This window comes from Chitinophaga sp. YR627 (assembly GCF_900114995.1).
Lineage (GTDB): Bacteria > Bacteroidota > Bacteroidia > Chitinophagales > Chitinophagaceae > Chitinophaga.
Genome location: NZ_FOUX01000001.1, coordinates 2,023,579 through 2,048,703 on the forward strand (window position 1 = coordinate 2,023,579; position 25,125 = coordinate 2,048,703).

Annotated in this window: 13 protein-coding genes and 1 riboswitch; of the genes, 6 read left to right on the forward strand and 7 right to left on the reverse strand. The window is 45.4% G+C overall.

The window, feature by feature from the left end; all coding sequences use genetic code 11:
• Window positions 1–43 precede the first annotated feature (43 nt).
• The gene (locus tag BMZ72_RS07465; RefSeq protein WP_089806713.1) at window positions 44–1,099 is read right to left on the reverse strand and encodes a DUF5074 domain-containing protein; all 1,056 of its coding nucleotides are present in this window, start codon (window positions 1,097–1,099) and stop codon (window positions 44–46) included.
• A gap of 160 nt (window positions 1,100–1,259) precedes the next feature.
• Window positions 1,260–1,472: riboswitch (cobalamin riboswitch) on the reverse strand.
• A 68-nt stretch (window positions 1,473–1,540) separates the two neighbouring features.
• Here BMZ72_RS07465 and BMZ72_RS07470 point away from each other — a divergent pair.
• The 6 genes from BMZ72_RS07470 to BMZ72_RS07495 all read left to right on the forward strand — a co-directional run bounded on the left by BMZ72_RS07470 (window position 1,541) and on the right by BMZ72_RS07495 (window position 12,006).
• Window positions 1,541–3,490, forward strand: a complete 1,950-nt coding sequence (locus tag BMZ72_RS07470) for a peptidase associated/transthyretin-like domain-containing protein (protein WP_089806715.1) — start codon at window positions 1,541–1,543, stop codon at window positions 3,488–3,490.
• A gap of 57 nt (window positions 3,491–3,547) precedes the next feature.
• Complete coding sequence (locus BMZ72_RS07475; RefSeq protein WP_089806717.1) at window positions 3,548–4,423, forward strand: carbon-nitrogen hydrolase; 876 nt, start codon at window positions 3,548–3,550, stop codon at window positions 4,421–4,423.
• Window positions 4,423–5,469: an agmatine deiminase family protein gene (locus BMZ72_RS07480; protein ID WP_089806719.1), complete on the forward strand. Its 1,047-nt coding sequence runs from the start codon at window positions 4,423–4,425 to the stop codon at window positions 5,467–5,469. Before BMZ72_RS07475 ends, BMZ72_RS07480 begins: the two co-directional genes overlap by 1 nt.
• 674 nt (window positions 5,470–6,143) lie before the next feature.
• Entirely contained in the window at window positions 6,144–8,429 is a 2,286-nt protein-coding gene (locus BMZ72_RS07485) for an ATP-dependent DNA helicase (RefSeq protein WP_089806720.1), read from the forward strand.
• 132 nt (window positions 8,430–8,561) lie between these two features.
• Window positions 8,562–11,015, forward strand: coding sequence for a DUF7017 domain-containing protein (locus BMZ72_RS07490; protein ID WP_143087636.1), 2,454 nt, complete (start codon window positions 8,562–8,564; stop codon window positions 11,013–11,015).
• Window positions 11,016–11,250: 235 nt separating this feature from the next.
• A complete protein-coding gene (locus BMZ72_RS07495) occupies window positions 11,251–12,006 on the forward strand; it encodes a murein L,D-transpeptidase catalytic domain family protein (RefSeq protein WP_089806724.1) in 756 nt (251 codons plus the stop codon).
• Window positions 12,007–12,235: 229 nt separating this feature from the next.
• On the opposite strand, the gene BMZ72_RS07500 is transcribed toward BMZ72_RS07495, so the two are convergent.
• The 6 genes from BMZ72_RS07500 to BMZ72_RS07525 form a co-directional block, all read right to left on the reverse strand.
• Window positions 12,236–13,840: a L,D-transpeptidase family protein gene (locus tag BMZ72_RS07500; RefSeq protein WP_089806727.1), complete on the reverse strand. Its 1,605-nt coding sequence runs from the start codon at window positions 13,838–13,840 to the stop codon at window positions 12,236–12,238.
• A 102-nt stretch (window positions 13,841–13,942) separates the two neighbouring features.
• Entirely contained in the window at window positions 13,943–15,295 is a 1,353-nt protein-coding gene (locus BMZ72_RS07505) for an ATP-binding protein (protein WP_089806728.1), read from the reverse strand.
• Window positions 15,280–17,808, reverse strand: a complete 2,529-nt coding sequence (locus tag BMZ72_RS07510) for a contractile injection system tape measure protein (RefSeq protein ID WP_089806730.1) — start codon at window positions 17,806–17,808, stop codon at window positions 15,280–15,282. The genes BMZ72_RS07505 and BMZ72_RS07510 overlap by 16 nt, the downstream gene beginning before the upstream one ends.
• A 1-nt stretch (window position 17,809) precedes the next feature.
• Window positions 17,810–20,575, reverse strand: a complete 2,766-nt coding sequence (locus BMZ72_RS07515; RefSeq protein WP_089806732.1) for a hypothetical protein — start codon at window positions 20,573–20,575, stop codon at window positions 17,810–17,812.
• A gap of 9 nt (window positions 20,576–20,584) precedes the next feature.
• Entirely contained in the window at window positions 20,585–21,373 is a 789-nt protein-coding gene (locus BMZ72_RS07520; RefSeq protein ID WP_089806734.1) for a hypothetical protein, read from the reverse strand.
• Window positions 21,374–21,379: 6 nt separating this feature from the next.
• The gene (locus BMZ72_RS07525) at window positions 21,380–25,120 is read right to left on the reverse strand and encodes a hypothetical protein (RefSeq protein WP_089806736.1); all 3,741 of its coding nucleotides are present in this window, start codon (window positions 25,118–25,120) and stop codon (window positions 21,380–21,382) included.
• Between the last annotated feature and the right edge of the window lie 5 nt (window positions 25,121–25,125).

Sequence of the window (25,125 nt, forward strand, 5' to 3'; positions counted from 1 at the left end):
CCGGCATTCCAATTCTTAATGTTTAATTTTAAATTCCTCATTCCTAATTGAGGATCATGCCTGGGAAGAAATAACCCTTATAAGTTGACGAATGCAGCAGCGCGCCACTCGTTGCACTGTACAAATACAGCTGATTATTGATATCAGCGCCGTACATATTCGTATTACTATTCAGCACCAGTATATTTCTGATACGGTCAAACCAGATACCTTTTCCGTAGAAATACTGTCCTGCAGGTAATGTAATAAACGGTGTGTTCAGCGATGATGCCTGTCCGGGAAGGTATTTATAGACCTTATTGGCGCCGGATATAATATAGATCGCATTTTCTGCCGGAGATGCGACCATAGAGCTGCTGTTATAGGTAAATTCATTAAAGTACACCGGGAAGTTGGTCGTGATACTGTCTACAGCCAGGGAGCTTGCATTGATCTTCTTGAGTTGTGTTTTGGAGGCAGCCCATACATTACCATCCTGGCTCTGTACGAAACCAGATACTGCCGTACCAAGTTTCTTCGCTATGCTGTAATCATTTGCGTTGAGTACAACGATACCATCTTTAATGGACAGCAGAAAAATGTGATTGCCACTTCTGAACATATCTGTTACTTCTCCTGTCACACCGGAGACAGCTGCGCCGAGCGTAAGATTGGTCAGGTTTACGGGAAAAACGCCGGTACTGGTACTTAACAATCCTCTTGTTTCATCTATCCCTACAAATGCACGGCCATCGTCACCCGGTAAAGCGTCAATACGATTGGTTTCTTTTAGTGTGCTGGCATCCAGTACTACGAACGGAGCGCCATATTTACCAACGAGGTAGATCTTGTTGTTATAGATGGTACCGAATTCCATCGTGCTGGTATTAGGGCCTAATGTTTTACCCGGATTTTCAGCACTGTAGACATATGGCAATACAGTATCCCTGTTGTAATCATAGTAGTTAAGATCCCCCGCATTTTTACCATAGTTACCTTCTGATACCATCAGGAAGCCGGTGCCGTACTTTGTAGGGACAACCACTTCATCATCTGTTTTACAGGAAGCGGCGGCCAGCATCAGACCACCTAATAACCAGAGGCGTAAATTTTTATACATACATCGAATTTTTGTTACAATAGATAAGTTTAATCAGGACAATAAATTTTACTAAACGGCCGTCAAACCGTCTTTGGGGCATATCTCACCAGCGGACTTGTAAACAATTTGAATAAGCCTGTCGGCTATTACAACATCAGCGCTTTTCACCCGAAGACACGATATAGCTGTTGCAGCTGGCAGGTCTTCTGGCTCTCCTGCTTTTCCCGGGCCTTCCCGTTCCGCCTGCGGCGGACAGTGGCATTGAAGAGTGATACCGGAAAAAACGAACGCATATCGCGATACAGGATTACAGCTACGGGGATAGCTCCGGAATTACACCGGATTCCCTATTAATTCGCCTTCCGGCGAAACCAAATGCGGCACAAACCTACTGTATGAGTACTAAATATCCAAAAAGAAAAATAGGTAGTATCTTGCCGCAAATTCAAAACTGTTCTGTTGAAACAACTATTTCTGATAGTAGTATTCCTCTTCGGAAGTTACTCCAGCTATGCCCAAAGCCCGCTTAATAAAACCGTCTCAGTTAGCGCAGACCGCAAACCCCTGGCCGCTGTACTGGACGATATCAGTATGCAGGGCGAGTTCCATTTCTCTTATGTGAAGGAGTTTATTCATGATGATAGCCTGGTTACCGTCAATGTCAGCAAGCGCTCTGTCAAACAGGTACTTGACATCCTGTTTCAGGGCAATTTCCAGTTTCGCGAGATCGGTAATCAGATCATTATACAACCCGGGACCTCTTCAAAAGAGAAATGGTATGTGGTCAGCGGACAAATCAAAGACGCTGCCACCGGGCGTCCCATCGCAAATGCCAGCGTTTATGAAGGCGTACAGCTGATCTCTACCCTGACCGATGATCAGGGATATTTCAGGCTGCGGCTCCGTGAGAAGGAAAGAACCGCAGCCCTGCTGACTGTCAGCAAGGAACTGTACCGCGACACCATCATGCTGGTGCCTGGCGGGCATGATCAGGAAATGAATGCCACTATCAAACCCGCTGCCCCTATTCAGTTATCAATAGTAGACGTCAACCAGCATACACACGTAGAGCAGACATTCTTTGGCCGTTTCTTTCTCTCTTCCAAACAGCGGATGCAGAGTTTGAACCTGAGTGATTTCTTTACCCGCCAACCCTATCAGTACTCCCTGCTACCTGCTTTAGGTACACATGGAAAGTTGGGGTCGCAGGTGGTCAATAAATTTTCCATGAATCTGATAGGCGGTTATACCGCCGGTCTGAATGGTGTTGAAATAGCGGGTATCTTCAATATTGACCAGAAAGCGGTCAGGTGGGTACAGGTAGCAGGTGTTTTTAATATCGTAGGCGGACACCTCAGCGGCGTACAGGTGGCAGGTATACATAATCACATTATGGATTCCCTGAAAGGCCTGCAGATAGGTGGGATCAGTAATATCCTGAAATATGATTTCCGCGGCGCACAGATAGGTGGTATCTACAATCAGTCCGGTGATGGTGGTAAAGGGATGCAGATCGGCGGGATATTAAATAATACAGGTGGCCCTGTTAAAGGTGCCCAGATCGCCGGCGCTATTAATCTTGTTCAGGGAAATATGAAAGGTGCACAAATTGGCGGTGTTCTCAGTAGTACGCTGGGAGTTGTTAAAGGCGCACAGATCTCCGGGGCTATTAACTTCGGACGGGACACGGTTGACGGGATACAGATCGGTGGTGCGGTGAATGTTGGCTGGCAGCATATAAAAGGTGCGCAGATCGCGGGTGGAGTGAACATCAGTAAGCAGGAAATGGGCGGTGCGCAAATAGCAGGGGCACTCAATGTCAGTCTGGATACCACCACCGGTGCGCAGATCGCCGGTTTAGCCAACTATACCAAAGTGCTGAAAGGTGTGCAGATCGGTCTCCTCAACTATGCCGATTCCTCCGATGGCTACAGCCTTGGCCTGATCAATATCGTCAGAAAAGGCTATCACCAGGTCCTGATCTATAATAATGAAATGCTCGACCTCAATATTGCCTATAAATCTGGCAACAGGAAGTTATACAGTCTGCTGCTGGCAGGGATGAAACTCGGTCCGAAGAAAGCTTACGGCCTGGGCTACGGTATCGGACATCCGTTTCCGATGTCAGACCGCTCAGAGATCACAACAGAACTCACCTCACAGTTCCTGTATGTGGGCAACTGGAACTCTACTAACTCCATGGTCAGACTACAAACCGCCTGGAATTACAAACTCCTGAAAAACATAACACTGTTTGCCGGCCCATCCTTTACTATCTACTACAGCGACAAGCTGGACGTGGTAGATCCGAAGTACGATGCGAAGGTACCGGCGCATTACAGTCCGTTTACTTTAGGCGGCGGAGTGACCGCCTGGTTCGGCTGGCATATAGGCGTCGGGTTTTTCTAGGATATTTTGGTAATTTTGCAGCTTCATTTTTAAAAACGGTTAAACTAAACTCAGGTAATGTCAAAAGTTAAAGTAGGTTTTGTGCAAATGTCCTGTAGCGGCAATAAGGCTGAAAACCTTGCCAAGGCTACGGAGCGTATACGTGAAGCTGCTGCCAAAGGTGCACAGATTGTATGTTTGCAGGAATTGTTTACTTCCCTTTATTTCTGTGACGTGGAGGATTATGATAATTTCTCCCTGGCAGAACCTATTCCTGGTCCATCTACCGATGCTTTGCAGAAAGTGGCGGGAGAACTGGGCGTTGTGATCATCGCCTCTCTGTTTGAGAAGCGTGCACAGGGTCTTTATCACAACACTACCGCCGTGCTGGATGCCGACGGCAGTTACCTGGGTAAATACCGTAAGATGCATATTCCTGATGATCCGGCATACTACGAGAAATTCTACTTCACTCCCGGTGACCTTGGCTATAAAGTTTTCAAAACAAAATTCGCCACTTTCGGTGTGCTGATCTGTTGGGATCAGTGGTATCCGGAAGCAGCAAGGATCACCGCCCTCATGGGAGCAGAAATCCTCTTCTATCCAACTGCTATTGGTTGGGCAACCAGCCAGGATGAGGCAACCAACGTTGAGCAATACAACGCATGGCAAACCATCCAGCGTAGCCACGCCGTTGCCAACGGTATTCACGTGGTAAGCGTAAACCGTGTAGGTTTCGAGCAGGAAGGTGCTATGAAATTCTGGGGTGGTTCATTCATCGCCAATCCATTCGGCACGATCATCTACCAGGCTTCCCACGAAAACGAAGAAGTGTTCGTACAGGAACTGGACCTGGGTCAGACCGACAGATACCGTACACACTGGCCGTTCATGCGTGACAGAAGAATTGATTCTTACGCTCCCATCACCAAAAGATTTATCGACGAAGCATAATGAACGGACAACCTACTCTGAAACAGCAGGGATACTTTTTCCCTGCCGAATTCCATCCGCATGTCGCCACCTGGCTGAGCTGGCCGCATAAAGAAGCCAGCTGGCCCGGAAAGATCCATACGATCTATCCTTATTACAGCCAGTTCATCAAATACCTGGCGGAAAGTGAAATCGTCCGTATCAATGTGAATGATGAAGCCATGAAGGCTTTCGCAACCGGTCACCTGCAGAAAGCAGGCGTCAATCTGGACAAAGTTGAATTTTATTTCAACCCGACCAACGATGCCTGGTGCCGTGACCACGGTCCGGCGTTCCTGATCAACCCGGCCACACAGAAAAAAGTGATCGTAGACTGGAATTACAACGCCTGGGGCGGTAAATACCCTCCTTTTGACAAGGACGACGTAGTACCTACCCGTATCGCAGAACATTTCAATCTGCCGGTATATCACCCCGGCATCATCATGGAAGGTGGTTCCGTAGAGTTCAACGGTAAAGGTACCGTACTGACCTCCGGTTGCTGCCTCCTGAATGAAAACCGTAATCCGCACCTGAACAGGGAGCAGATCGAAGGTTACCTGCAGGACTTCTACGGCGTTGACCAGGTATTATGGGTAGACGAAGGCATCATCGGTGATGATACCGACGGTCATATCGATGATACCGTACGCTTCGTCAATGAAGATACCGTCCTGACTGTCATAGAAGACAACAAACAGGACGAAAACTACGACCTGTTACAGCAGAACCTTCAGCAGCTGAAACAAATGCGCCTGCTGAATGGTAAACAGCTGAACGTGGTAGAACTGCCGATGCCGGATGCTGTGGTCTATGAAGACCAGCGTCTGCCGGCTTCCTATGCGAACTTCTACATCAGCAATAAACACGTGATCGTGCCTGTTTTCAACTGTAAAAATGATGACAAGGCGCTGCGTATCATCAGCGAGTGTTTCAAAGACCGCGAGGTGGTAGGTATCGATTCTACCGAGATTATCTGGGGATTGGGCAGCTTCCATTGCCTGAGCCAGCAGGAACCTGCGGTGTAAAACGATTAAAGTTTACTTTTTATATAAACCAGCATCATTTTCAATGGTGCTGGTTTTTTTATTGGCATATACTATCAGCGCAATATATGGGTAAAACCACCCTGAAAACCGCTGCCAAAGAGACTTCTATGTATCAAGTCCACGGATGCGTCGTGTATGAAGCATGTATACGCCCTGTTTATAGCTACCATACGTTGGGGCAGACAGTGTAAACTTATATCAGGACTAGTCCGAAACCGGCTTCAACGTTGCTTTATCAGGAACACAAGCTGTAGGTGTCCCGTAGATAAGCCGTAGATAACCCGTATATGAGCCATTCTTATAGATACGGGTTATCTACGGCTTATCTACGAATTATCTACTGCTTATCTGTGGATAATGTTCCAGACACAGCCCTGATAAAGACCTTGTAACGTATAGTGTCATAAGGATTATACAATTGTTGGATAGTCCTGTTTAATATTTCACAGTTATAATATAGGGGCACCCCCAATAAAATATAATCATTTGTTTACCAACACCTAAGAATGCTCCCTAAGACATCGGTACGCTAATCAACTGACTACAAATTGATTGGGAAATAAATATTACGCGTGGAAACTTATATTTTCCAAAGTTTAATTTAAATTTATATATCAACTAAGAGGACCTGGACTGTTAAACCACTACCACTAATGACATTAAAGGCATTCTTCTCCGCGTATACGCTTACTTCTGGACAAAGTGCATTATTAGACGATTTAGAAAACTTTCTCTCAAACGATTCAAATTGCTTTCTTCTGAAAGGATATGCGGGCACTGGCAAAACTTTCATGACGCAGGGACTAACAAACTTCCTGGTCAACAGTAGAAGAGAATTCAGAATTGCTGCCCCCACAGGAAGAGCAGCGAGAATTATTTCCAGGAAGACAAAACTTAACGCCTATACAATACACAAAACAATCTACTCCACTAAGGACCTGAAGGAGTATAAGACCGAAGATGAAGATGGAACAGAAAGCTTTAAATTCTTCTATGAACTCCGAAACAACTCGGATGCAGCTGATACCGTATACATCGTAGATGAGGCTTCTATGCTTTCAGACGTCTATTCTGAGAGTGAGTTTTTCCGATTTGGTAGTGGGTTTCTCTTGCGGGATCTACTTGAATATATAGATTTCAACAATTACAATAATAGAAAGTTAATCTTTATTGGAGACGATGCACAGTTGCCCCCTGTTAACATGAGCTTCTCTCCTGCCACGAGTGCTGAATATTTGCAAGCGAATTATGGACTTACGCCAAAACAATTTGAACTCACGGAGGTCTTAAGACAAAAAAGCGAAAGTGGTATATTATACAATGCAGGAAGAATCAGAGACTCATTAAAGGCTAATCTTTATAATAAGATCGACATTAATGTCAATTTTGAGGATATCCATACTTTCGAACACGAAGATTTTCTGAAGAAATATCTTCGGACCTGCAACAACACTATTGATGAAGAAACGATTGTTATTGCCTACTCAAATGCAGACGTCAGGCAGTACAATGACCTTATCCGAACACATTTCTTTCCTGACAAACCGCATATTACAGAAGGCGATAAAATTCTCCTTGTCAATAATAATTATAACCATGTAATTGAATTATTGAACGGAGACTTCGGGATGATTAAAGAAGTTTCTGAAAAACAGGAAACAAGAACGACAACACTTAAGATTGCTGATAAGGATAAAAAAACAAGAGAGATTCCTGTGTCGGTCTCTTATAAAGATGTCAAAATTGAATTCAAAGATATTGACGGAAAACCGCATATTATTAGCTGTAAAATCACCGAAAATATTCTTTACTCTAGTCACAGGGATATTTCGCCGTATGAGCAAAAGGCGATGTATATCGACTTCTGGATTAGAAATCCGAAGTTAAATCAGATAAGACAATTACTCTATGCCAAATCGACCAATTACGATAAACTGAATGAGCTGATTAGTCAGTTATCTCCGGAAGAGATAACCGCAGACGCGATGAAAAAGATAAAGTGGCTTCAGAAAGAATATTTTCAGCAGCCGGACGCACAAAGGATCAGAGAAATATCAATTTTTATACTTAAAGATGCCCTGAGGTCTGATCCATATTTTAATGCTTTGCGGATAAAATTTGGATACGCCGTTACGTGTCATAAGGCCCAGGGCGGTGAATGGAACAACGTTTTTTTAAATTGCCGTACCAATATGGGCTATCTGAATGCAAGCTATTTCCGTTGGCTCTATACTGGTATTACACGATCTAAAGAAAATCTTTTTGTAGTCAATACTCCTCATTTCACAATTGATAGTAATCTCAGGCCTCCAAAAGTCGATAACGTTTCATTAAACCAGGATATCATTATACTAAACAATGAACTCCTGGAACAGGAAATGCCTTTTGACTTCTCTGAACAGGAATCTGCCATCAGAAATATTTATCTGGCGATAACAGAATATCTCAAAGACGAAAATGTCCTCATAGATACTATCAGACACACTAAGTACCTGGAGCATTACACGTTTATAAGAGGTATTGATAAAGCTACCTTCAAAGTACATTACAATGGCCAATATAAAATAACCAGGATCGAAAAACCAGTTGACGATACAGAATTTATCAGGGATATCTTTTTAAAGCTCACACCACTTCAGCATAAAACGATTATCATTGAAGAGCAGGAATTCCTGCAACCACCGGTTGTCTTTGAATTTAAGCAGCCATTCATGAAAGAGTTTTATGACATTATAAGCACCAAACTGGCAACGGCAAACTTACATATCACCAAAATTGAACACCAGCAATATCACGAGATATATGAGATAAAGAAAAATGGGCATACAGCTACCTATAAATTCTGGTATGACGGTAAAAATATTTTCACAAGAACGGAAATTATCCCGGCAAGGACGACAGGGCTGACAGATGAAATAAATGCACTATTATCCAAATAACAAGTTATGACTACATCCCAGGTATATGCACTCAGAAAAGCCGGAAAGATCGAAGAGGCTTATGACTACTCATTTCAGTTATACAAGCTTTCTCCAACTGACGAAAATGTTAAAAAGGCATATTCCTGGACATTGATCGATATCTGTAAAAAGAAAATTTCAGAAAACAGGTTTGACGAAGCGCAGGTATTTCATCAACAGTTATCCGCTATAGAATTTTCCTGGCAGGATGACTTTGTTGAGACGATCAAAAAACAGATCATCTATCTTAAACCTAAAATAGATCCTCATTTCTCTATCATCCACCAGGCAGATCAGCTGAGTAAGACAGGTGAACATCAACAGGCATTGACACTGATCAGTAGTATGATTTCCGCCGGTCAGTTAGCGACGTTGCATCATGAGTCATATGGGTGGATAATTTACAGGTGCATCAAGGCAAATGAGAGTAATCTGTCATCTGTTGAAATACGAACCTTTTTAAGAGATTATATGCAGTTGGCCAATGAGCGGCCTTCCCTTCTTCATTCCATGTTTCTTAACTTTGCGCTTAATTATTCAAAAAATCATCCTGATTTCAATTTCTATAACTTCTTCCTGCTCTGGAATCCTAAAAACCTCCGATTGGACGATCTCTATGATAACAGAAATAAAGAAGGAAGTACTATTCCTTCTCTTATTTCAAGAATTTGTAGAGAAATAGCCATTTCAAATGTTGCAGTTGAAATAGATGAAGCGATCATCAGACATATAGCCCTACCACGAGAACAGATCCTCGATTTCTTTAGAGAACCTGTTTTCTGGACGCTTTATAATGCACATAAAGAAAACCGCTTTTCCGATCTGTGGAAAATGTTTGAAGAATACTGCGCACGTTATGCAAAATATGGTAAGTCCAAATGGCATTCAGATATCCTGAGTCTCGCAGAACGATTTATGAAAGAAAATGACGAATGGCGCTTCTGGGAATTCTTACAAAACTGGGACCCACAATGCTTTATGGACGGGGATTGGCAAGAAGTGGCCCGTGATGGCAACACCTATAAGTCCCTGGCTATAAAATCAATAAAAAAAACCTTCGATATCATTAAAACCAAGGGGCAGGACACAGACATCACATGGTTATTTCCACTTTACGAAAAAGCAATTACGCTGGATGCTGCGGATGAATGGTTGAGGCGCGAAAAAGCTTTATTACATATGCGCTGTAAACAAATAGACGCTGCAATTGGTATTTACAGGGAACTGGTACTGGAATTAGGAGATAAACATTATATATGGCAGGAGTTTTCCAGCTGTTTTGCTACTGACACCCGTATCAAAATAGGCATGTTGTCAAAGGCATTAAGTCTGGAAAAAAACGAAGACTTCCTGGGGGAGATACGTATTGATCTGGCCAGACATCTGATTCGGGAGAATTTACCCGGCAACGCAATTATTGAACTTGAAACTTATAAAAAACATCGCGAGCTCAAAGGTTGGCGGCTCTCCGCTGATTTTGAATCACTATATGAAAAATGCCGCTCCTCTCAGAATGGATTTACGAATAACAAATCACTTTACAGAGAATATATTCCGCTGGCGGAAAATTTTGCATACAGCCATATTGCCTGGACCGATCTTGTCGTTATCAACAAATGGAAAGATGAGAAAGGACGGGAAAAAGCCGCACTATCAAATGGTCAGTCAATTCACTTCACAACAGGTGCACATCGCTTTATTATATTAAGAGAAGCTGAACGTGGTGAGGTACTTAAATTTAGACTACATATACAGGAAACAGACGATGAAGATCTTAATTATGAATATTCCTGGTTAGGTGATGTTAAATTTAAAAATCATAAATATATTCCGCTAATGGCGGAAAGAACAGATAAGACTCCCTGGTCAATCTTAGAAACTACATTTGCTGTTGTTGACTACGTAAATAAAGAACGAAATATCATCCATGCATTGACACATACCAATAAAGAGGTTTTTTTCCCCCAAACAAAAGAGCCACTGGAAGCTGGGTCTTTTATTAAAGCCAGGTTTTACACCAAAAAAGTAAAAGAGGAAAACAGGATCGAACTACAGGACATCCAGCAGGTGCAGAAACAAGAAATAATTCAACATTTCCAGCATAAATTAGCCATCATAGATAGCATAAATGATCAAAAACAAGTCTTTCACTTTGTCATCAATCAATCATTACAAGGTGTCATCAGGTATGTCGAGACTGACATAAGGCCTCAGGAGGGAGATTTTATCAGATTGTCTTATGTAACCCGGACTGACAAAGACAAGAAGCTGCGGCTACGAATATTACACGTTACACCTACTGACGAGAAAAACAATGCCCTAAAAAAAAATTTGACAGGCAATTTGAAGTTAAAATTCAAGCTTCGGGGCCAGACATTTGAAATGACCGAACTTGATAATGATGAATTTGAACATGCTAAAGCAGACTTTGCCTTTGTCGGTGATTATTACGTTCCCAGATATTTGCTGGACAAACACAACATTACGAGTGATTGTAGCGTAAAGGCCACTGCTATCTATTCCGGTGAGAAATGGAAAATCATATACCTGGAAAAAATCGGTTAAGTACCGGGCCCTTCCTGGTTATCTATCTGAGATTTACACAGCAGCGTCTGCTACTCAATCGATTAAGTGTCATGAAACTGTTAAAATACCCGCAACAGACGAGCTTAAATTGCCCCCTTTCACATTTCTTTAGCATTTTCCGGGTTAAATTTGCATCAGTATTTCAAAAGAAGCAAACGCCGGACTAACCATCAGCCCGGCATATTTTTAAGTAAAAACCTAGCCATTTCCATTGATGAAGAAACCTGTTTTTAAGACCGTATTCAGACTCACACTTGCCGCTGGCCTGTTTTCAGGCATTCTTTTCGCAGTTGCATCCCCCACCGCGGGCAATCGTACCAGAGTAGTCGCATTGACAGAGAATAAACTAGGCGCCAGAATGGCCCTGTTCTCTCAGCTGAAACTTGACTCCCTGGGATTGTCTAAAGAAGCTTTTGCTTTTGCGCTGGCTGGTATGGAAAAACTCGAAAGAGAAGGTAAACTCAGCAATCCGGACCTACTCACCATTGCTGACTTTAGTTTACCCTCCAGCAGGAAAAGACTGTTTGTGATTGACCTGGCAAAAGGAGAAGTACTGTTCAACACCCTGGTATCACACGGAAGAAATTCCGGTACCGGGTTGGCCACCAACTTTTCCAATGCTCCGGAGAGCTTTAAAAGCAGTCTTGGATTTTATGTAACCGGCGCTACCTACAAAGGTGAGCATGGTTACTCCCTGCGCCTGGAAGGTGAAGAAAAAGGTATCAATGACAATGCAATGAGCCGCGGCATCGTGATGCACAGCGCAGCATATGTGAACGAACAGATCGCAAAATTACAGGGGTATATCGGTCGTAGCCTGGGATGCCCTGCGATTCCTGAGAAGATACATCGTCAGATCATTGAGGTGATAAAAAACGGTACCTGCCTGTTTTTATATAGTCCGGATAAGGCGTACATGGCCAATTCTAAGATGCTGGCCACACCGGAGATCGATACGACGATCGTGTAAAGTTGAATAAGGAATTGATTTGATAAAAATATTGTTATAAGCAAAGGGCGTTCACCATGGTGAACGCCCTTTCGTTTTGTGGCCCCAACTCCTCCTGGCCCCCTTTCAATACACACAAAATGCGCTCAATTAAATAAATTCTCACGCTCATAACATTATCGCCTCTGCATGGAGATAACGCGCGTACCGAAAAGGGCAAGGAGGATGTCAAATTGCCCCTTTATATGAATTACTTAGCGTCTGTAAACAGCTTACCCGCCATATAGGTATCATGATCATAAATGTCTTCCCTGAACTGCAGTTTTCCTGCCTCATCTACCCAGGTCGTATAATACGTGATTAACACCGGCACGGGATCTTTCACTCTCACATACTTTTCCTTTCCACTATTCATGGCACTGTCAATACGCTCGGCTGACCAGTTCTGATTATCTGCCAGCAGGTAATTGGCCATCTTCACCGGATCTCCCAGACGAATACAACCATGGCTGAATGCCCGCTGATCCCTGTCAAAAAGATATTTCTGATTGGTATCGTGGAAGTAGATATTGAAGCTGTTTGGGAAAAGAAACTTCACCTTTCCTAAAGGATTGTCCTTACCCGGTTTCTGACGTACTATCGGCAAACCATTACGCTCACCGGTGATCTCCATATTCTTGCTGGCAATATAGCTTTTATTACGTGCTATTGCCGGCAATATTTCCTCCTTCACAATACTGTTTGGCAGGTTCCAGTAAGGACTGAATACGATCTGATCCAGTTTACCGGAGAACATCGTGGTACTCTTACCCTCCTTACCTACTACCACCGGCATATCAAACTCTTTCTTACCGCCATTCCAGACATGTAAACCGAATTCAGGAATATTCACCAGGATAAGCCGTCCTTCCGGATTAGCCGGCGCCCAGCGCATTCTTTCCAGGTTGATCAATATGCGCTGTACCAGTTTTATAGCAGGCACATTCATTTCGCGCAGTAAGGTATCTGTGATCACTCCTTTGGGCGTATGACCATGGGTTGCTTCAAAAGCGGTTACAGCAGTTTCCAGCGCGTCATTGAAGACCGTAGAGGTATCCTTATCGGTATACTCTCCTGTTGCCTGTAAACGGCGCTTTACCCATGCTATCACAGCCGTACTATCTCCCTTCTTATATCGCTTTTTCTTTTCTACAGTGATCGTGTCCCAGGCACTTTTCTCTGCAATATCAACATATTGTTGCAGCGATTTGTGCAGTGCAGAATAACTTTGCCCACGCATGGTCGTTTCTTTATCTGCCAATACAGCCGCCGCCTTTTTCAGCACTTCTGATTTAGTCAGTGGCACCGCATGTTCCAGCTCTTCAATGTTACCTTCACTATTATGCAGATAATAATCTATAAAACGCTGTGTTAACTGTAATTCTGTTTTTACGATATTGGCATCCTTCGGAGAAACAGCAGAATCTACATCTCCGTTCATCAATGCGTTAAGACGATATTCTAATGATTTGTTGCCTTCGCTCGTATCTACACTATAATCATACAGACTACGAAAACCATAAGCCTGTTCGTTGAGACCGGTATTATCAAACCAGGCAAACTGGAAATTACGTGCGTTATAGAAACTACGCAGTCTCGCTGCCAGTGTATCATTCAGTTTCTGTGTAGTAATGAATTTATTGACGTCGCTTGTATCAAGAAAGAGATTATTGTAAGCATTCGCTGCTGTTATCTCTGTATTTCTGGGAGTAATAACAATGGCCTCCTTTTCTGTCCGCCTGGTACTCGTTTCACAGCTATAAGAAAAGGCAGCTATAATAAAAGCAGTTAAGATCAATAAAACATTATTCTTCATGCTAACCCCGGTTGCAAAACACGTGCCTCTGCATTTATACTAGGCAGACCGGACTGCAAATCCGCTTTTTTGTAGAAAAAACTTCACACAAAGCGCAACAAATTATAGATTCAATGTCTTTCCTTCTTTGTTAAATTCCTTGCGAATGCCCGTCTGTATGTCTTTCAGGAGAATTGTCCGGCTATTACGTTTTAAAGCAGACAAACAACTATACTGCACCACATTGATAATCGCTCCGCCTGCCAGCTCATGTTTCCTGGCAATCTCTTCGAGACTGACATCCTGATCCAGCGCAGCTTCCTGTGGAAATGACTGTTGCCATAAACGCTGACGTTGTGCCGGAGCTGGTACCGGAAAATAGATCATGGACTGAAACCTTCTTCCGAATGCCTCATCAATATTTGCTTTCAGATTCGTTGCCAGGATCACCAGACCAGGAAAGTCTTCTATACGTTGTAAGAGATAAGCTACTTCCTGATTTGCATAGCGGTCATTGGAGGAGTTGGTCGCACTTCTTTTGCCGAATAGTGCATCTGCTTCATCAAAGAATAAGATCCAGTTCTTATTGGCTGCCTGATCAAATACCCCCGCCAGATTTTTCTCTGTTTCACCAATATATTTGGATACGATCATGGATAGATCGATACGATAGACATCCATGTTAAAAGTCTTTCCCAGCAAACAAGCCGTGAATGACTTACCGGTTCCCGGAGGGCCATAAAACAAGGCCCTGTAGCCAGGCTTGATCCTGTTCTCCATTTTCCAGTCACGCAATAATGCGGGACCATGCTCTATCCATGTACGGATCTCTTCCACCTCCTGCATCGTATGCGGATCCAATACAAGATCACTCCAATTCAGTGCGGTACGTATCTGTTTAGCGGGAAACTGTGTACTATATTGTGGCTGATAAGCTTTTCCTGTAGTAAAATAACTCAGGTATTCCGACGTCAGTTGTAACCCGCCGCTCAGCAAAGGTTCATCTGCATGTACAGAAGCAAGCTTCAGGATATTATCCCTTACAAAGAAATGATCCGGCGTGAACATTTTCTGCAATTGCAAACGTTGCTGCAGATCGTTTGCCGCCAGTAAAAATGCGGCTGTTTCCCCTGTAGGGAGAAAGCCGCCGTGCTGATTACCCTTGATACCGCCAAACTCTGTGAAGCCACGATCATAGGTACTGTTTTTCACAAAGAAGATATCCAGTAACTGTGGTTGCAGGTGCGGACATAGTGCCAGCAACAGCACAAGCCGTTCGGGGACCTGCATATTGTAGTGTCTTACAATCTGAGAGTAGACGGCATCGTTATTCAATGCCGGTGGAGCCGGCTCCTCTTCCACCTGCGTATGCGCTTCTTCAAAATACTGTTTCATCCGCAATTGCAGGATCTGTGCAAACCACAGCAGTTCATCATGTAATGCCGCCGCATTATTGGCTATCAGGTGAGTGTCCATTCCGTATATAAAGGTTTAGCAAGCCAGGAGAATCGCATCTGTCCATAGCTCCATGGTAATGTCTGTAAAATAATATCGTAACTGCGTTGTTTTACCCGCAGTATCCAGGCTTCATCTGTCTGCCATAACTGCCCCTCTCTTTGCAGAAAGGATGCCTGGAAACCCTCCACACTACTGTTACGCATCTTGGGCCATTGCTGCATAGCAGCTCCTAAAAGCCCCTGCGCCATCTGTTTATCTGCATCAGTGATTTCGATATCCGGGTCTAATGGTTGTTCCCAGGAAGCTTCACATAATACGCGGTTCAGCATCAACGTGTGTTCCGCATGTCCGGTCTGTCCGTCTACGAGCAATTGTAACAAACGGATTGCCTTCTGACGGGCCTTTTCATCATTAAATTTACCCTTCGTCAGCAGTTCCAGCCGGGAGAAATAAGTAGAAAAGAAAGGATGTAACAACACCAGACCTGCATTCTGTACTGTAATCGCCTCCAGCTCTGAAGCAGCTGGCTGCAAAGGGCGGCCAAACAGGCTTTCATAGGGTTGTGGTGCAGTTGGTGACAACGCCCTTTCAGGCTGAACCACTGCCGGACTGGCGGTTTCCGTCTGTGCAGGTAAGACCGTTTGTTTTTCTGATTTGATAAGAGCGACAGTGACCTGTTGCAGAACCGGCAATGCACTCCGGATCTGTGTCAATGAAGTCACAGTCGCCATATCATACTGCACGATATTCTGTAACAGTTTCTGCACGGTAGTTTCGCCGTAACCGGTCAGAAACTGCGCCAGCTGACTGATATAAGATTCACTATTGTTGATCTGGATCCTGCCGGATAACCATAAAAGATTGAAACGGCGGAACAGTAGTTTTACCCGTTCTCTTTCCAGGTTATCGCTTACCAGCGTCTCCAGTAACTGCTGCCACTGTTGTAGCGCGACAATCGTGTGATTCCCCCACAATAAAGGCATTGCGTCACGCATCATTGTCCAGAAATCGTCTTCTGTCGTGTGAATGGCAACCTGTTGCAGTACTGCGACCGGAGACAATACATTTCGGTAAAAAGCCAGTCTCTCGCTATGAGAACGCTGTTTATACTGTAGCCAGATTTCCCGGAAACTATCCCTGTGGTGAATGAAGGTATGTGGTAAGGCCTGTTGCAGGAACTGGATGGTATCCTGTTCTGTATAGCGTTGCAGCTGATGCCGGATGTTCTCTTCCAGCGGTGTAACCGGTTTATCAAATAACTGATGTACATGTAAACGGGCCTGTATCAGTGGAGGCTTCTGGTCCCACAGGTCGGCCAGTAACATGGGCCGCTTACGGAAAAGCAGGATAACGGCCTGTTTCAGCAATATATCCTGCCGGCCTTTTTGTAGTCTGCTGAACCATACGGGTAAGGGTTGTCCGACGATAAAAGAGCGAAACAGATTCACTGCCTGTTGCCATACCTCCTCCCTGTCCTCTCTTATAGGAATTGTATCATAGTTGATCCATAATAAAGGCAGCGGCACATCCGTATGCGGCACCCCTCTCAAAGGAAGCAGTCTTGGCACATTGACGTTTTCATTACCGCTATAGGGCAATACGGCAAAGTCCTGCGCATTCTCCGGGTGAATCCCCAAAGCCGCATTCTCTTCATACAGTACCTGGATGAAGGTGACGAAAGAATCGGAAGGAATGTATTGTCTGTAAAGGTCTATCGCTCTCCGGAAAATATACAGGAGGTGTATATAGTCAGCGTTGAAGTGACGCGCCAGTCTTTCGAGATGACGCCGGATGAACTGTTTACGGTTGAATTGTCCGCTGTTGTCTGTCACCAGGTAAGTTAGTACAAACAACCACACCGCGCGTTCAAACTCATTCTGTGCATGTGTTACCAGCGCCTGTTTATGATGCAGGGTTATCACCCCGGTAATGTAACCTAATATAAAAGTCGCCTGTTCTTCTTCCAGGGAAGTAATGATCTGTTGTACCGCCTGTCTGGAGAAATGCCAGGCAATCCTTCGCAGTACATACTCCTGTTGTGCAACCTGTACAATGAAGGTAGCAAACTGTGAAGGTGAAGCTGCGATCAGTTGCAGGAGGATCGCTTCCAGTGTATTACTTTCTTCCAGTGTAGACCACCAGGGCATACTCCCACTCAACAGATAATGGCCCAGTAAAGCATAATGCCGTTCCTGCTCTGTCCTGAAGTACAAAGGGCGCCCCTCAGTATTATTATATTGCCCTGATTGTGCGATACGCTCACGTAATGCTTTTTCCAGGGCCTCCGGCAATAAACGGAGGAGGTCCTGTTCAAAATTGGTGTAAGGCAATGTTCCCAGGTCCAGTTCCAACTGATGTACCAGGATACTCTCTCCGGGAGATAACACCGCGTCTATGACCTTTTCTGCTGCGGCAGATAAGTGAAGATTGAACAGGCTGCTGACTTTATCCTGTAAGCCCTTTGCGCTGTCCTTGTCAGCGTACTGGATATCAAATGTCCAGCGGCGGATGATATGTTCTGCATCCGCCATCCTATGGTTTTCTGTTTTTGGTCAGAAAGTCCAGCATCCTGGAGCGTTGTGCAGGGATCGTTCCACGCAGGTAGAGATCAGGTACTGCTTTCAGCCAGGGGAAATAGATATTTTCGAAATGACGCATATCGGCAATCCCCAGCCAGCGGAAGGATACTTTATAGTAAACAGGTGTTTGTTCGCGGATCAGGTCTTCCGTGAATTTTCTGAACTCCGCATATTGAAATCTTGCCGGCCAGGAAGGCAGCACGATCGTAATAGCAGGGCGGTAAAATGAATCGGGTAAGGCCTGTCCGTTTCCGGAATCGACATAGTATTCCATCTTCGGATACTGTGCATCATGTCCTGCAGCGATCATCGACAAACAACGTGCAATCTCCTGCATATCGTTGTCAAAACTGGCCGTTTGCGTATACAACAGACATTCAGTGGTCAGCTGCTGGTACATATCCGCAGGAGACATCGCCTCCCAGTTTGTTTCCAGCAGGCGTTTAAGGATACTTTCCCGCTCTTCGAACGTACGCATCAGCCGTAGTTCCAGCAGTAATCTGCCACCAAAGGACAAAAGTCTGAAACCGTAAGCTCTCATACGCAGCGTCGGTTTCAGCAGGGTATGTTCTACAATATAAAAACCTTCCGAATCGGCACTGATCACCTGCAAATGCCGGATCATCTGATGCAGCGCTGCGATAGCGCCTTCACGGTCCCTGTGTTTGGCAGCAGCATGCCAGGTATGCTGACCGGGTGCTTTGTATAATACGACATAATAGCCATTAGCCTCATCTTCAACGATCCGGTAGTTAGACTGATCGGCCCCAAACTTCAACAGAGAGATCGGCTGATGACCAAAGTGATATTGCTTTGTATCGATCGCCGTATCCGGAATATCATCATTGAACCAGATGCTTTCACCGTTTACCTGCAATTGTTTGGCAATCGGCACCGGATGCCAGGCACCGGATACACTCATATCCAGATGATCCCTGTCGAATACTGCCGTCAGCGGTTGTTTCACATCACGTTCGATATGCAGCATCTTATAGATCCATTGCTGATAACCGGAAAACACACCACTCATCTCAGGGTCCATCATATAGTTATAACCCTGGATCTTTCCTTTCAGCAATACCGGTAACTGTTGCAGGATACCGGCCTTCCAGCGTAACTCACAATTGATGCGGAGCTTTTCATCCGGTGGATGATACAGGAGATCATACAGACTGACAGGATATCTCGGCACCACGATATTGAAACGTGCCAGCAGGTGATCAAAGATGCGGATCTTTCTTTGTTGGTATAAGGCGTCACCTTCGGACATTTCCCGCAGGGCGCTTACATAATCATTGTCTTTATCTTTCTTGAAATCTTCCCATGTCTTACCGCTTTCCGTAAATGCTTTCAGCAGATGTTTTACATGCGGCACATCATATAGCGGTTGCGAGAAATAAGTCGAAGCGGGCACACTGTCTATATCCGGAGAAAAGACAGCAGCAAGATTACCCAGCTGCGCCAGATAGTCGGCCAGGATCTGTTCGAAGAACAACAGATAAGCTTTCAGTTGCTTCGCCTGTGCGATTCGCAGCGGGGGTTCATGACTGGACAGCTGTTCCTCTCCCGTACCATAAATCGCCGGAAAGAAATGTTGTAATGAATAATACTGGGTACTGTTACGATAAGCACCTTCCAGTGAATGATCTGTCAGTCCTTTTTCCTGTGCCGTATAATGCCGCTTCCGCGTCTCTCTGATCTTACGGAACACATTCCAGAACACAGCATCACGTGAATGCTGTTCAAACTGATCACTAAAGATCCCGATATCATTCCTTGTATCAGTGATATCGACATAAGGATAATAACCAGGTTGTATGATGATAGGTTTACTGCTGAAGTTCACCCCATCGGAAGAAACATGTAAGAATTTCACCTGGATAACGCCGGCTAACTGAGAAATGGCCTTTACCATTTCAGAAGGATCTACCTGGAGTTTTCTTTCCCGCAGGTCTTCATCCGGCACAAATCCTTTGCTCAGTTCCGGTCCCTGATAAATATCTTCTGTGGCATAACCGGCTTCCAGCAGCTCTGCTTCTGAAATAAACCGCACCGGCGGATGTACAACCTGTTCTATAGCATTGCATATATGAGCCAGCGTCTCCTTTACCGGGTAATGCGCATCTACCATGATCGTGGCCTTGATAGAGATATGCTGTGCCTTCAGGATGGAGATCTCTTCGAAATTCTCGCCGAGGTTCCTGTTCCGCATCAGACAGTTCCGCACCACCTCTACCATTTTCTCCGCGGCAGCGATATTGGTTTCCAGTTCCCTGGTCAGCGAATCATCTGGCTGGATCAATACCCTGAATACGCCTTTGGAAGCGCCGGGTGTATAGTCGGATGTAATGGGTTCGATCCAGACATTCTCCACACGATCTATCTGGTCAAGTACCAGCTTCCGGAAGTCGGATACGCTGATCGGACCGGAATTCAGTATATCTGATTTGCTGAAGAATACGTTATGCCGCGCACTGATACGGCCTTCTTTATCGGCCAGAATTTCATTGATAGGAAAATCTGTCTTATACGCCAGATCGGTCAGGGCAAAACAAAGCTGTTCCAGTATCGTGACACCGGGATCATGCAGGTTATAATCTGTCCAGACATGGCCGGATAGTTCCTGTACCAGGGTCAGGGCTTCCGCTCTGAGTCTGGTAAAGTCAAGGGTATTATCCCTTTCTTTGTCACGGCTGATCTGTAGGGGAATATGCTTCATTGACAAAACTTAGTGGTAGTATTCCTTCGGCATAAACGCGGTATCATCCCAGAGACGGGTGATACGATAATAGATCTCTACATCAGGTCCATAGTTGCTGTTCGTACGCAGCTGTAAGCCATAATGATGGGTACTTCCTTTCCAGCGCAAACGCAGGCGGTTCCAGAAGAAGCCATAGTGTGCGGAGGTCTTTCTGATCCTTCCCCAGGACCATTTATTGAAAGCGCTCACGGCATAGGCATGCATAATCGCAAAACGGCCGGAATTGCGTCTGCCAGTCCTGGCAATCACTTCAAAGGCCTGACAGTTATCCAGTCCGCCGATGATCTCATGCCATTTACCATCCGCAGGCACTTTCCCTATCCGGTAGGTTCCCACCCTTCCTTCCATGGCGATGAAACCCGTCACTTCCATTTTATAACAGGGGTTACACCGGGTACCTACGCCCATATTTCCATTCTGATGCAGGAAAAAACTCTTTGCATCGGTGGAAGGTTCGTCCGCGCCATTGGTATGCGGCTGCATACGGAAGCCCGGATTCTCCCGCTCGTCTTTCTCCATCAGAAAGAAAGGTTCCAGGTCATCGTTGGTACGATAGAAAGACACCAGGCGTTTGGAACTACCCAGGGCAGCCACCAGCATCCCGTTCTCCTCATCCTTTGAAAAACCGTCTTCCTGTTTATTGATGGTAGAGTCAATGAGGTGTGCGAAGTGGTGTTCTGTTGGCAGTCTTCCATTACGGAAATGCTCCTTCAGCTCTTCCCTGCCATATATTTTGGTGTTATTTTTCGTCGCCATAGTCGGTTATTTAGGTTGTATGGTGAGTGAAATAATTTCTCCGTCTGCATAATGAGAATCGTCATCATCCTTATAGCTATTCCTTTCATGTTGTCCGACGATCATCTCTTCCCCGGTGATCACACCGCTGATACCGATCGGTTCCGGTTCGCGGTACCCCCATTCGTCTATCACCCGGATGGAATGATGCGGCGCAGGAATCAGCACAGCTTCAGCAGTAGAAGCCCTGACATATTCCGTATTGCTGACAGCCGTATCCAGCATGCAATGGATATAATCGCCATTAGGATCGTCTTCTTCAAAAAAATGCACCATCGAGAAACCGGTTACATAGGAGATGTAAGGCAACTTTTTGATATAACTCAATACGTCGGCCGTATACAGCGTACCGCCCATTTTTACTTCTGTATGTGTATCAAACAGCCAGGGCGTGAGATAACGGCTGATATCGTTCTGTAACTGGGTAAGATAGTAGTTTTTGTCTGTCAGACTTGCCTTATCAATAAAGCGCACATCACATATGATCTTCACTTTTTCATATACCGGGTGGTGGACGGTCACTTTGATAAAGGGAGGCAGCAGGTTGGCAATGAATCCATGGATGCGATAAAGCGTTACAATATCTACATGTGGCTCTGTATTCTCGTATTTACCGTTAAATGGCTTTGGTACTATCACCAGTTGTACATCTGACGCGGCGATATTAGTGGCACATTTTACGATCAGGATCTCCGGGAAGGCTTCGAGGATCAGCTGAATGATATCCATAGCATACATCGGCCGGTTCTTGTGTCGCAGGCGCTCACTGACACGCACATAATACTCTTCTGTGGTCTCTGCTGGTCTGCCGCCAAAGGAAGGGAACAACTGCCATACGCGCTGTATGCCCTTTAATTCGTGCTGCAATGCCTTGATCGACATGGAAGGCAATGAAGTGGATACAATCGTATCTGACTGGTCACGACAGGCAATCGCAGCATTGACGAAGAGTCCTTTGATCATCGGACGAAACTGCATTTCCTCCGGGGAGGACAACCGTAGCCATTGAAGCTGTTTATCCAGCCGGGTGTTACCGGCAGAATTGATCGGAGGCGTTTTCAGACTTACGATACCACTATTGAGAAATAGCTGTGTCGTATCTGTCAGTATATGCGAACTGTTAAAAGGCACCCAACGGTCATTATAAAGGTAACTCCAGTGCAGGTCAGGCTTTTTATTGATACGTGTATGATTGCGGTGCTTTTCTTCCAGTTGGAAAAGCAGGGAGATTTCCTCCTGTGGCTGCATACCATCCAGCCCTATATACAGACTGGACCTGTCTTCAAAGGTGGGCAACAGCGTAAAATCACCCTGAAAAGAGGAGGGATAGGCCTGCCGGTGTCCAAAAGGATACAGGTGGAAGATCTGTAGTGTCTGCGCCTCCTCACCTGCTTTTTCCGGCTTCAGGATCTCTGCCTGTTCCAGCACATAGTCGATGGAAATAGACTTGACCAGCGGCGTATAGGGCATATTCGGAATAGGCTTCTTTCTGCCCCATCTGCTGGCATTATGGGCCATCACTTCAGGGAACAGCTTCATGTAGGCTTTATGTCCGAACGCGTCCTGCGGCCCTGCCAGTTCTAACCTGATAGCGCCATCATTATAGAATCCATCTGCGATAAAAGGCTCTTTATCCATTAAAGGCCTGTTCGGAAAATGGATCTTTCTGAGATCGATATTTTTAAGCGTTGACTTATCGGAAAGGATAACCCTTCCTTTTTCGTCGGTATATGTTTTAAACAGCGGTAATAGTTGCTGCTGATTTCTCTCCGGATGTATTTCCCCGTTTTCAAATGCACTGATACCAGCTACAAAAGAGTCGTTGGTCATACCGGCATTATAAGCGGCATAATGCTCATCAAAACCGTTTTCTACATGTGGGAGCTCCAGCCATTCCAGCTGGATACGGAAAGTCTTTGTATAGGCGTTAAAAACGTTGCTGTCGCGAATGTCGAGGAAGGAACCAATAGTAGGCTGCGGACCAAACAGCTGAAACGGATTAGCCGGACTCAGTGGTCCGGCGTTGTTAAACAGTTTCACTGAACGATAGCCTTTCACCTGTGCCCGCAGACTCACTCTTTCCAGCCATAACATCGGCAGGTAGGAATAAGGGTGATGGAAACTGTTATTGTTAAGCATCAGCCGCAATAAAGGCAGCTGACTCTGATAAGCGCCGCCATGAATTGCAGGGTCATAGAGTGCCGCCGCCGGTGCATTAACATCATACAGCAGGGTGATAAAAAAGGCGTTTGCCCCACCTGCACGGTTACTGCTGCGAATGCTGTGTTTGGGTAGCTTATGCCAGCCGGTAGCCGTTGTGTAAGAAATGACAAATGCAGACGATAACAGTTCATTCATCACCAGCGTTTCCTGTTTATTGGTCACGGCTGCGAAATTCTGTATATACGCCAGCAGCTTTTCATAAGACGCCGGTTCAAAGTAAAAGTCCAGTTCAACGGTACGTTGTCCTTCTGTCAGGTACAGCAACGGAGAGGCCAGTATCATACCCATCTCTGTTTCTTCCATCGTACGTTTATCCCGCGGCTGGTCCTGTTGCGGTTCTCCCAGCATCGGCCAGGAGCCTACCGGCAATGCGCCTGGTATATAAGCAGCAGGCGGCGGCACAGTGTGTGTCGCGGAATAGACCTGTGCTTCCATAATATCTGACAGGTGCGGATCTTCGGTGGCTATCTGCCGGTATTTATTGACGTAGACAGTCCGGAGTGAGCGGATACTGGTATGGCTGACGCGGAGGTCATGTGCCATACGGTAGGTTACCGGAGCAGCACCTGCACCTGTTTCCACCACCATCGCGGTTCCCTTAGGAACGGTGACCGGCATACTCTGTGGCTGCGCATCCAGGAAGATATGTACCTGATCGGGAATGGCAGGTTTCTGTTTCAGTCCCAGTACATTGCGGTAGTAGTAATCCTGGTGCTGGCCGGTCAGTTTATTCAGCTTGTCCTGTAAATGCCCGTACAATTGCGTAAACGCCATCAGCATACCGATATGCGGATGGTGTTGCAGGGAGTCCGGACGCCTGCGCAGATAAAACTGTGCGGCGCTGGTCACCTGATAGAATTTCGTCCGCAGATCGTTATAGACTTCATTCAGGGACTGATAACCCAGGAAAACGGCAGGTATCCTGTTTGTCTTTTTTGCTAATGACGGAAAATTAGCCGCCAGTTCATCTGTGACGGCGATGGTACGGAAATGTGTGGCAGGTGTAAACAGCAGAATGGCCTGTTCTTCAAACTGCAGCATTTTCAGTACGTCTTCCGTAATGCTTTCCATGATCTGGTCGGTGTAGATCCAGGTCAGGGCCTGCTGGTCAGATTTCTTAAGCTGTTGCAGGTGTACGGCCAGCTGATTGGCAATCGTAAAGATCAGGTTAAACAGCTCGGCCAGTAAAGCGTATAATTTAGCGTCTCCGCTCACAGATTCCAGTGACTCCTGTATACGTGACTGTCTTTCCTGCCAGCGGGTAAAATCGAGGCGGGAAATAGCCGTGATCATAATGAGCATATCGGCCTGGAGGAACTCCCGCCAGTCGCCATCTATCTCATCCTGAAAATTATAGTAATTGAATTGCGTTGCCAGTTCGGAGAGAAATAGCAACAGGTCTTCCCGACTGCGTTCATCAATCTTCACATAGGACGGCAGCAGCGCTTCCAGTTTGCGCTCTGACTGGCTGATGCCATCCCTCATATAAT

Bases quoted from the DNA above. Each gene is read 5' to 3' on its own strand.
- BMZ72_RS07505 (WP_089806728.1), bottom strand. From the start codon at position 15,295: ATGGACACTCACCTGATAGCCAATAATGCGGCGGCATTACATGATGAA.
- BMZ72_RS07485 (WP_089806720.1), top strand. From the start codon at position 6,144: ATGACATTAAAGGCATTCTTCTCCGCGTATACGCTTACTTCTGGACAA.
- BMZ72_RS07520 (WP_089806734.1), bottom strand. From the start codon at position 21,373: ATGGCGACGAAAAATAACACCAAAATATATGGCAGGGAAGAGCTGAAG.
- BMZ72_RS07480 (WP_089806719.1), top strand. From the start codon at position 4,423: ATGAACGGACAACCTACTCTGAAACAGCAGGGATACTTTTTCCCTGCC.
- BMZ72_RS07495 (WP_089806724.1), top strand. From the start codon at position 11,251: ATGAAGAAACCTGTTTTTAAGACCGTATTCAGACTCACACTTGCCGCT.
- BMZ72_RS07475 (WP_089806717.1), top strand. From the start codon at position 3,548: ATGTCAAAAGTTAAAGTAGGTTTTGTGCAAATGTCCTGTAGCGGCAAT.
- BMZ72_RS07515 (WP_089806732.1), bottom strand. From the start codon at position 20,575: ATGAAGCATATTCCCCTACAGATCAGCCGTGACAAAGAAAGGGATAAT.
- BMZ72_RS07525 (WP_089806736.1), bottom strand. From the start codon at position 25,120: ATGAGGGATGGCATCAGCCAGTCAGAGCGCAAACTGGAAGCGCTGCTG.
- BMZ72_RS07500 (WP_089806727.1), bottom strand. From the start codon at position 13,840: ATGAAGAATAATGTTTTATTGATCTTAACTGCTTTTATTATAGCTGCC.
- BMZ72_RS07510 (WP_089806730.1), bottom strand. From the start codon at position 17,808: ATGGCGGATGCAGAACATATCATCCGCCGCTGGACATTTGATATCCAG.
- BMZ72_RS07465 (WP_089806713.1), bottom strand. From the start codon at position 1,099: ATGTATAAAAATTTACGCCTCTGGTTATTAGGTGGTCTGATGCTGGCC.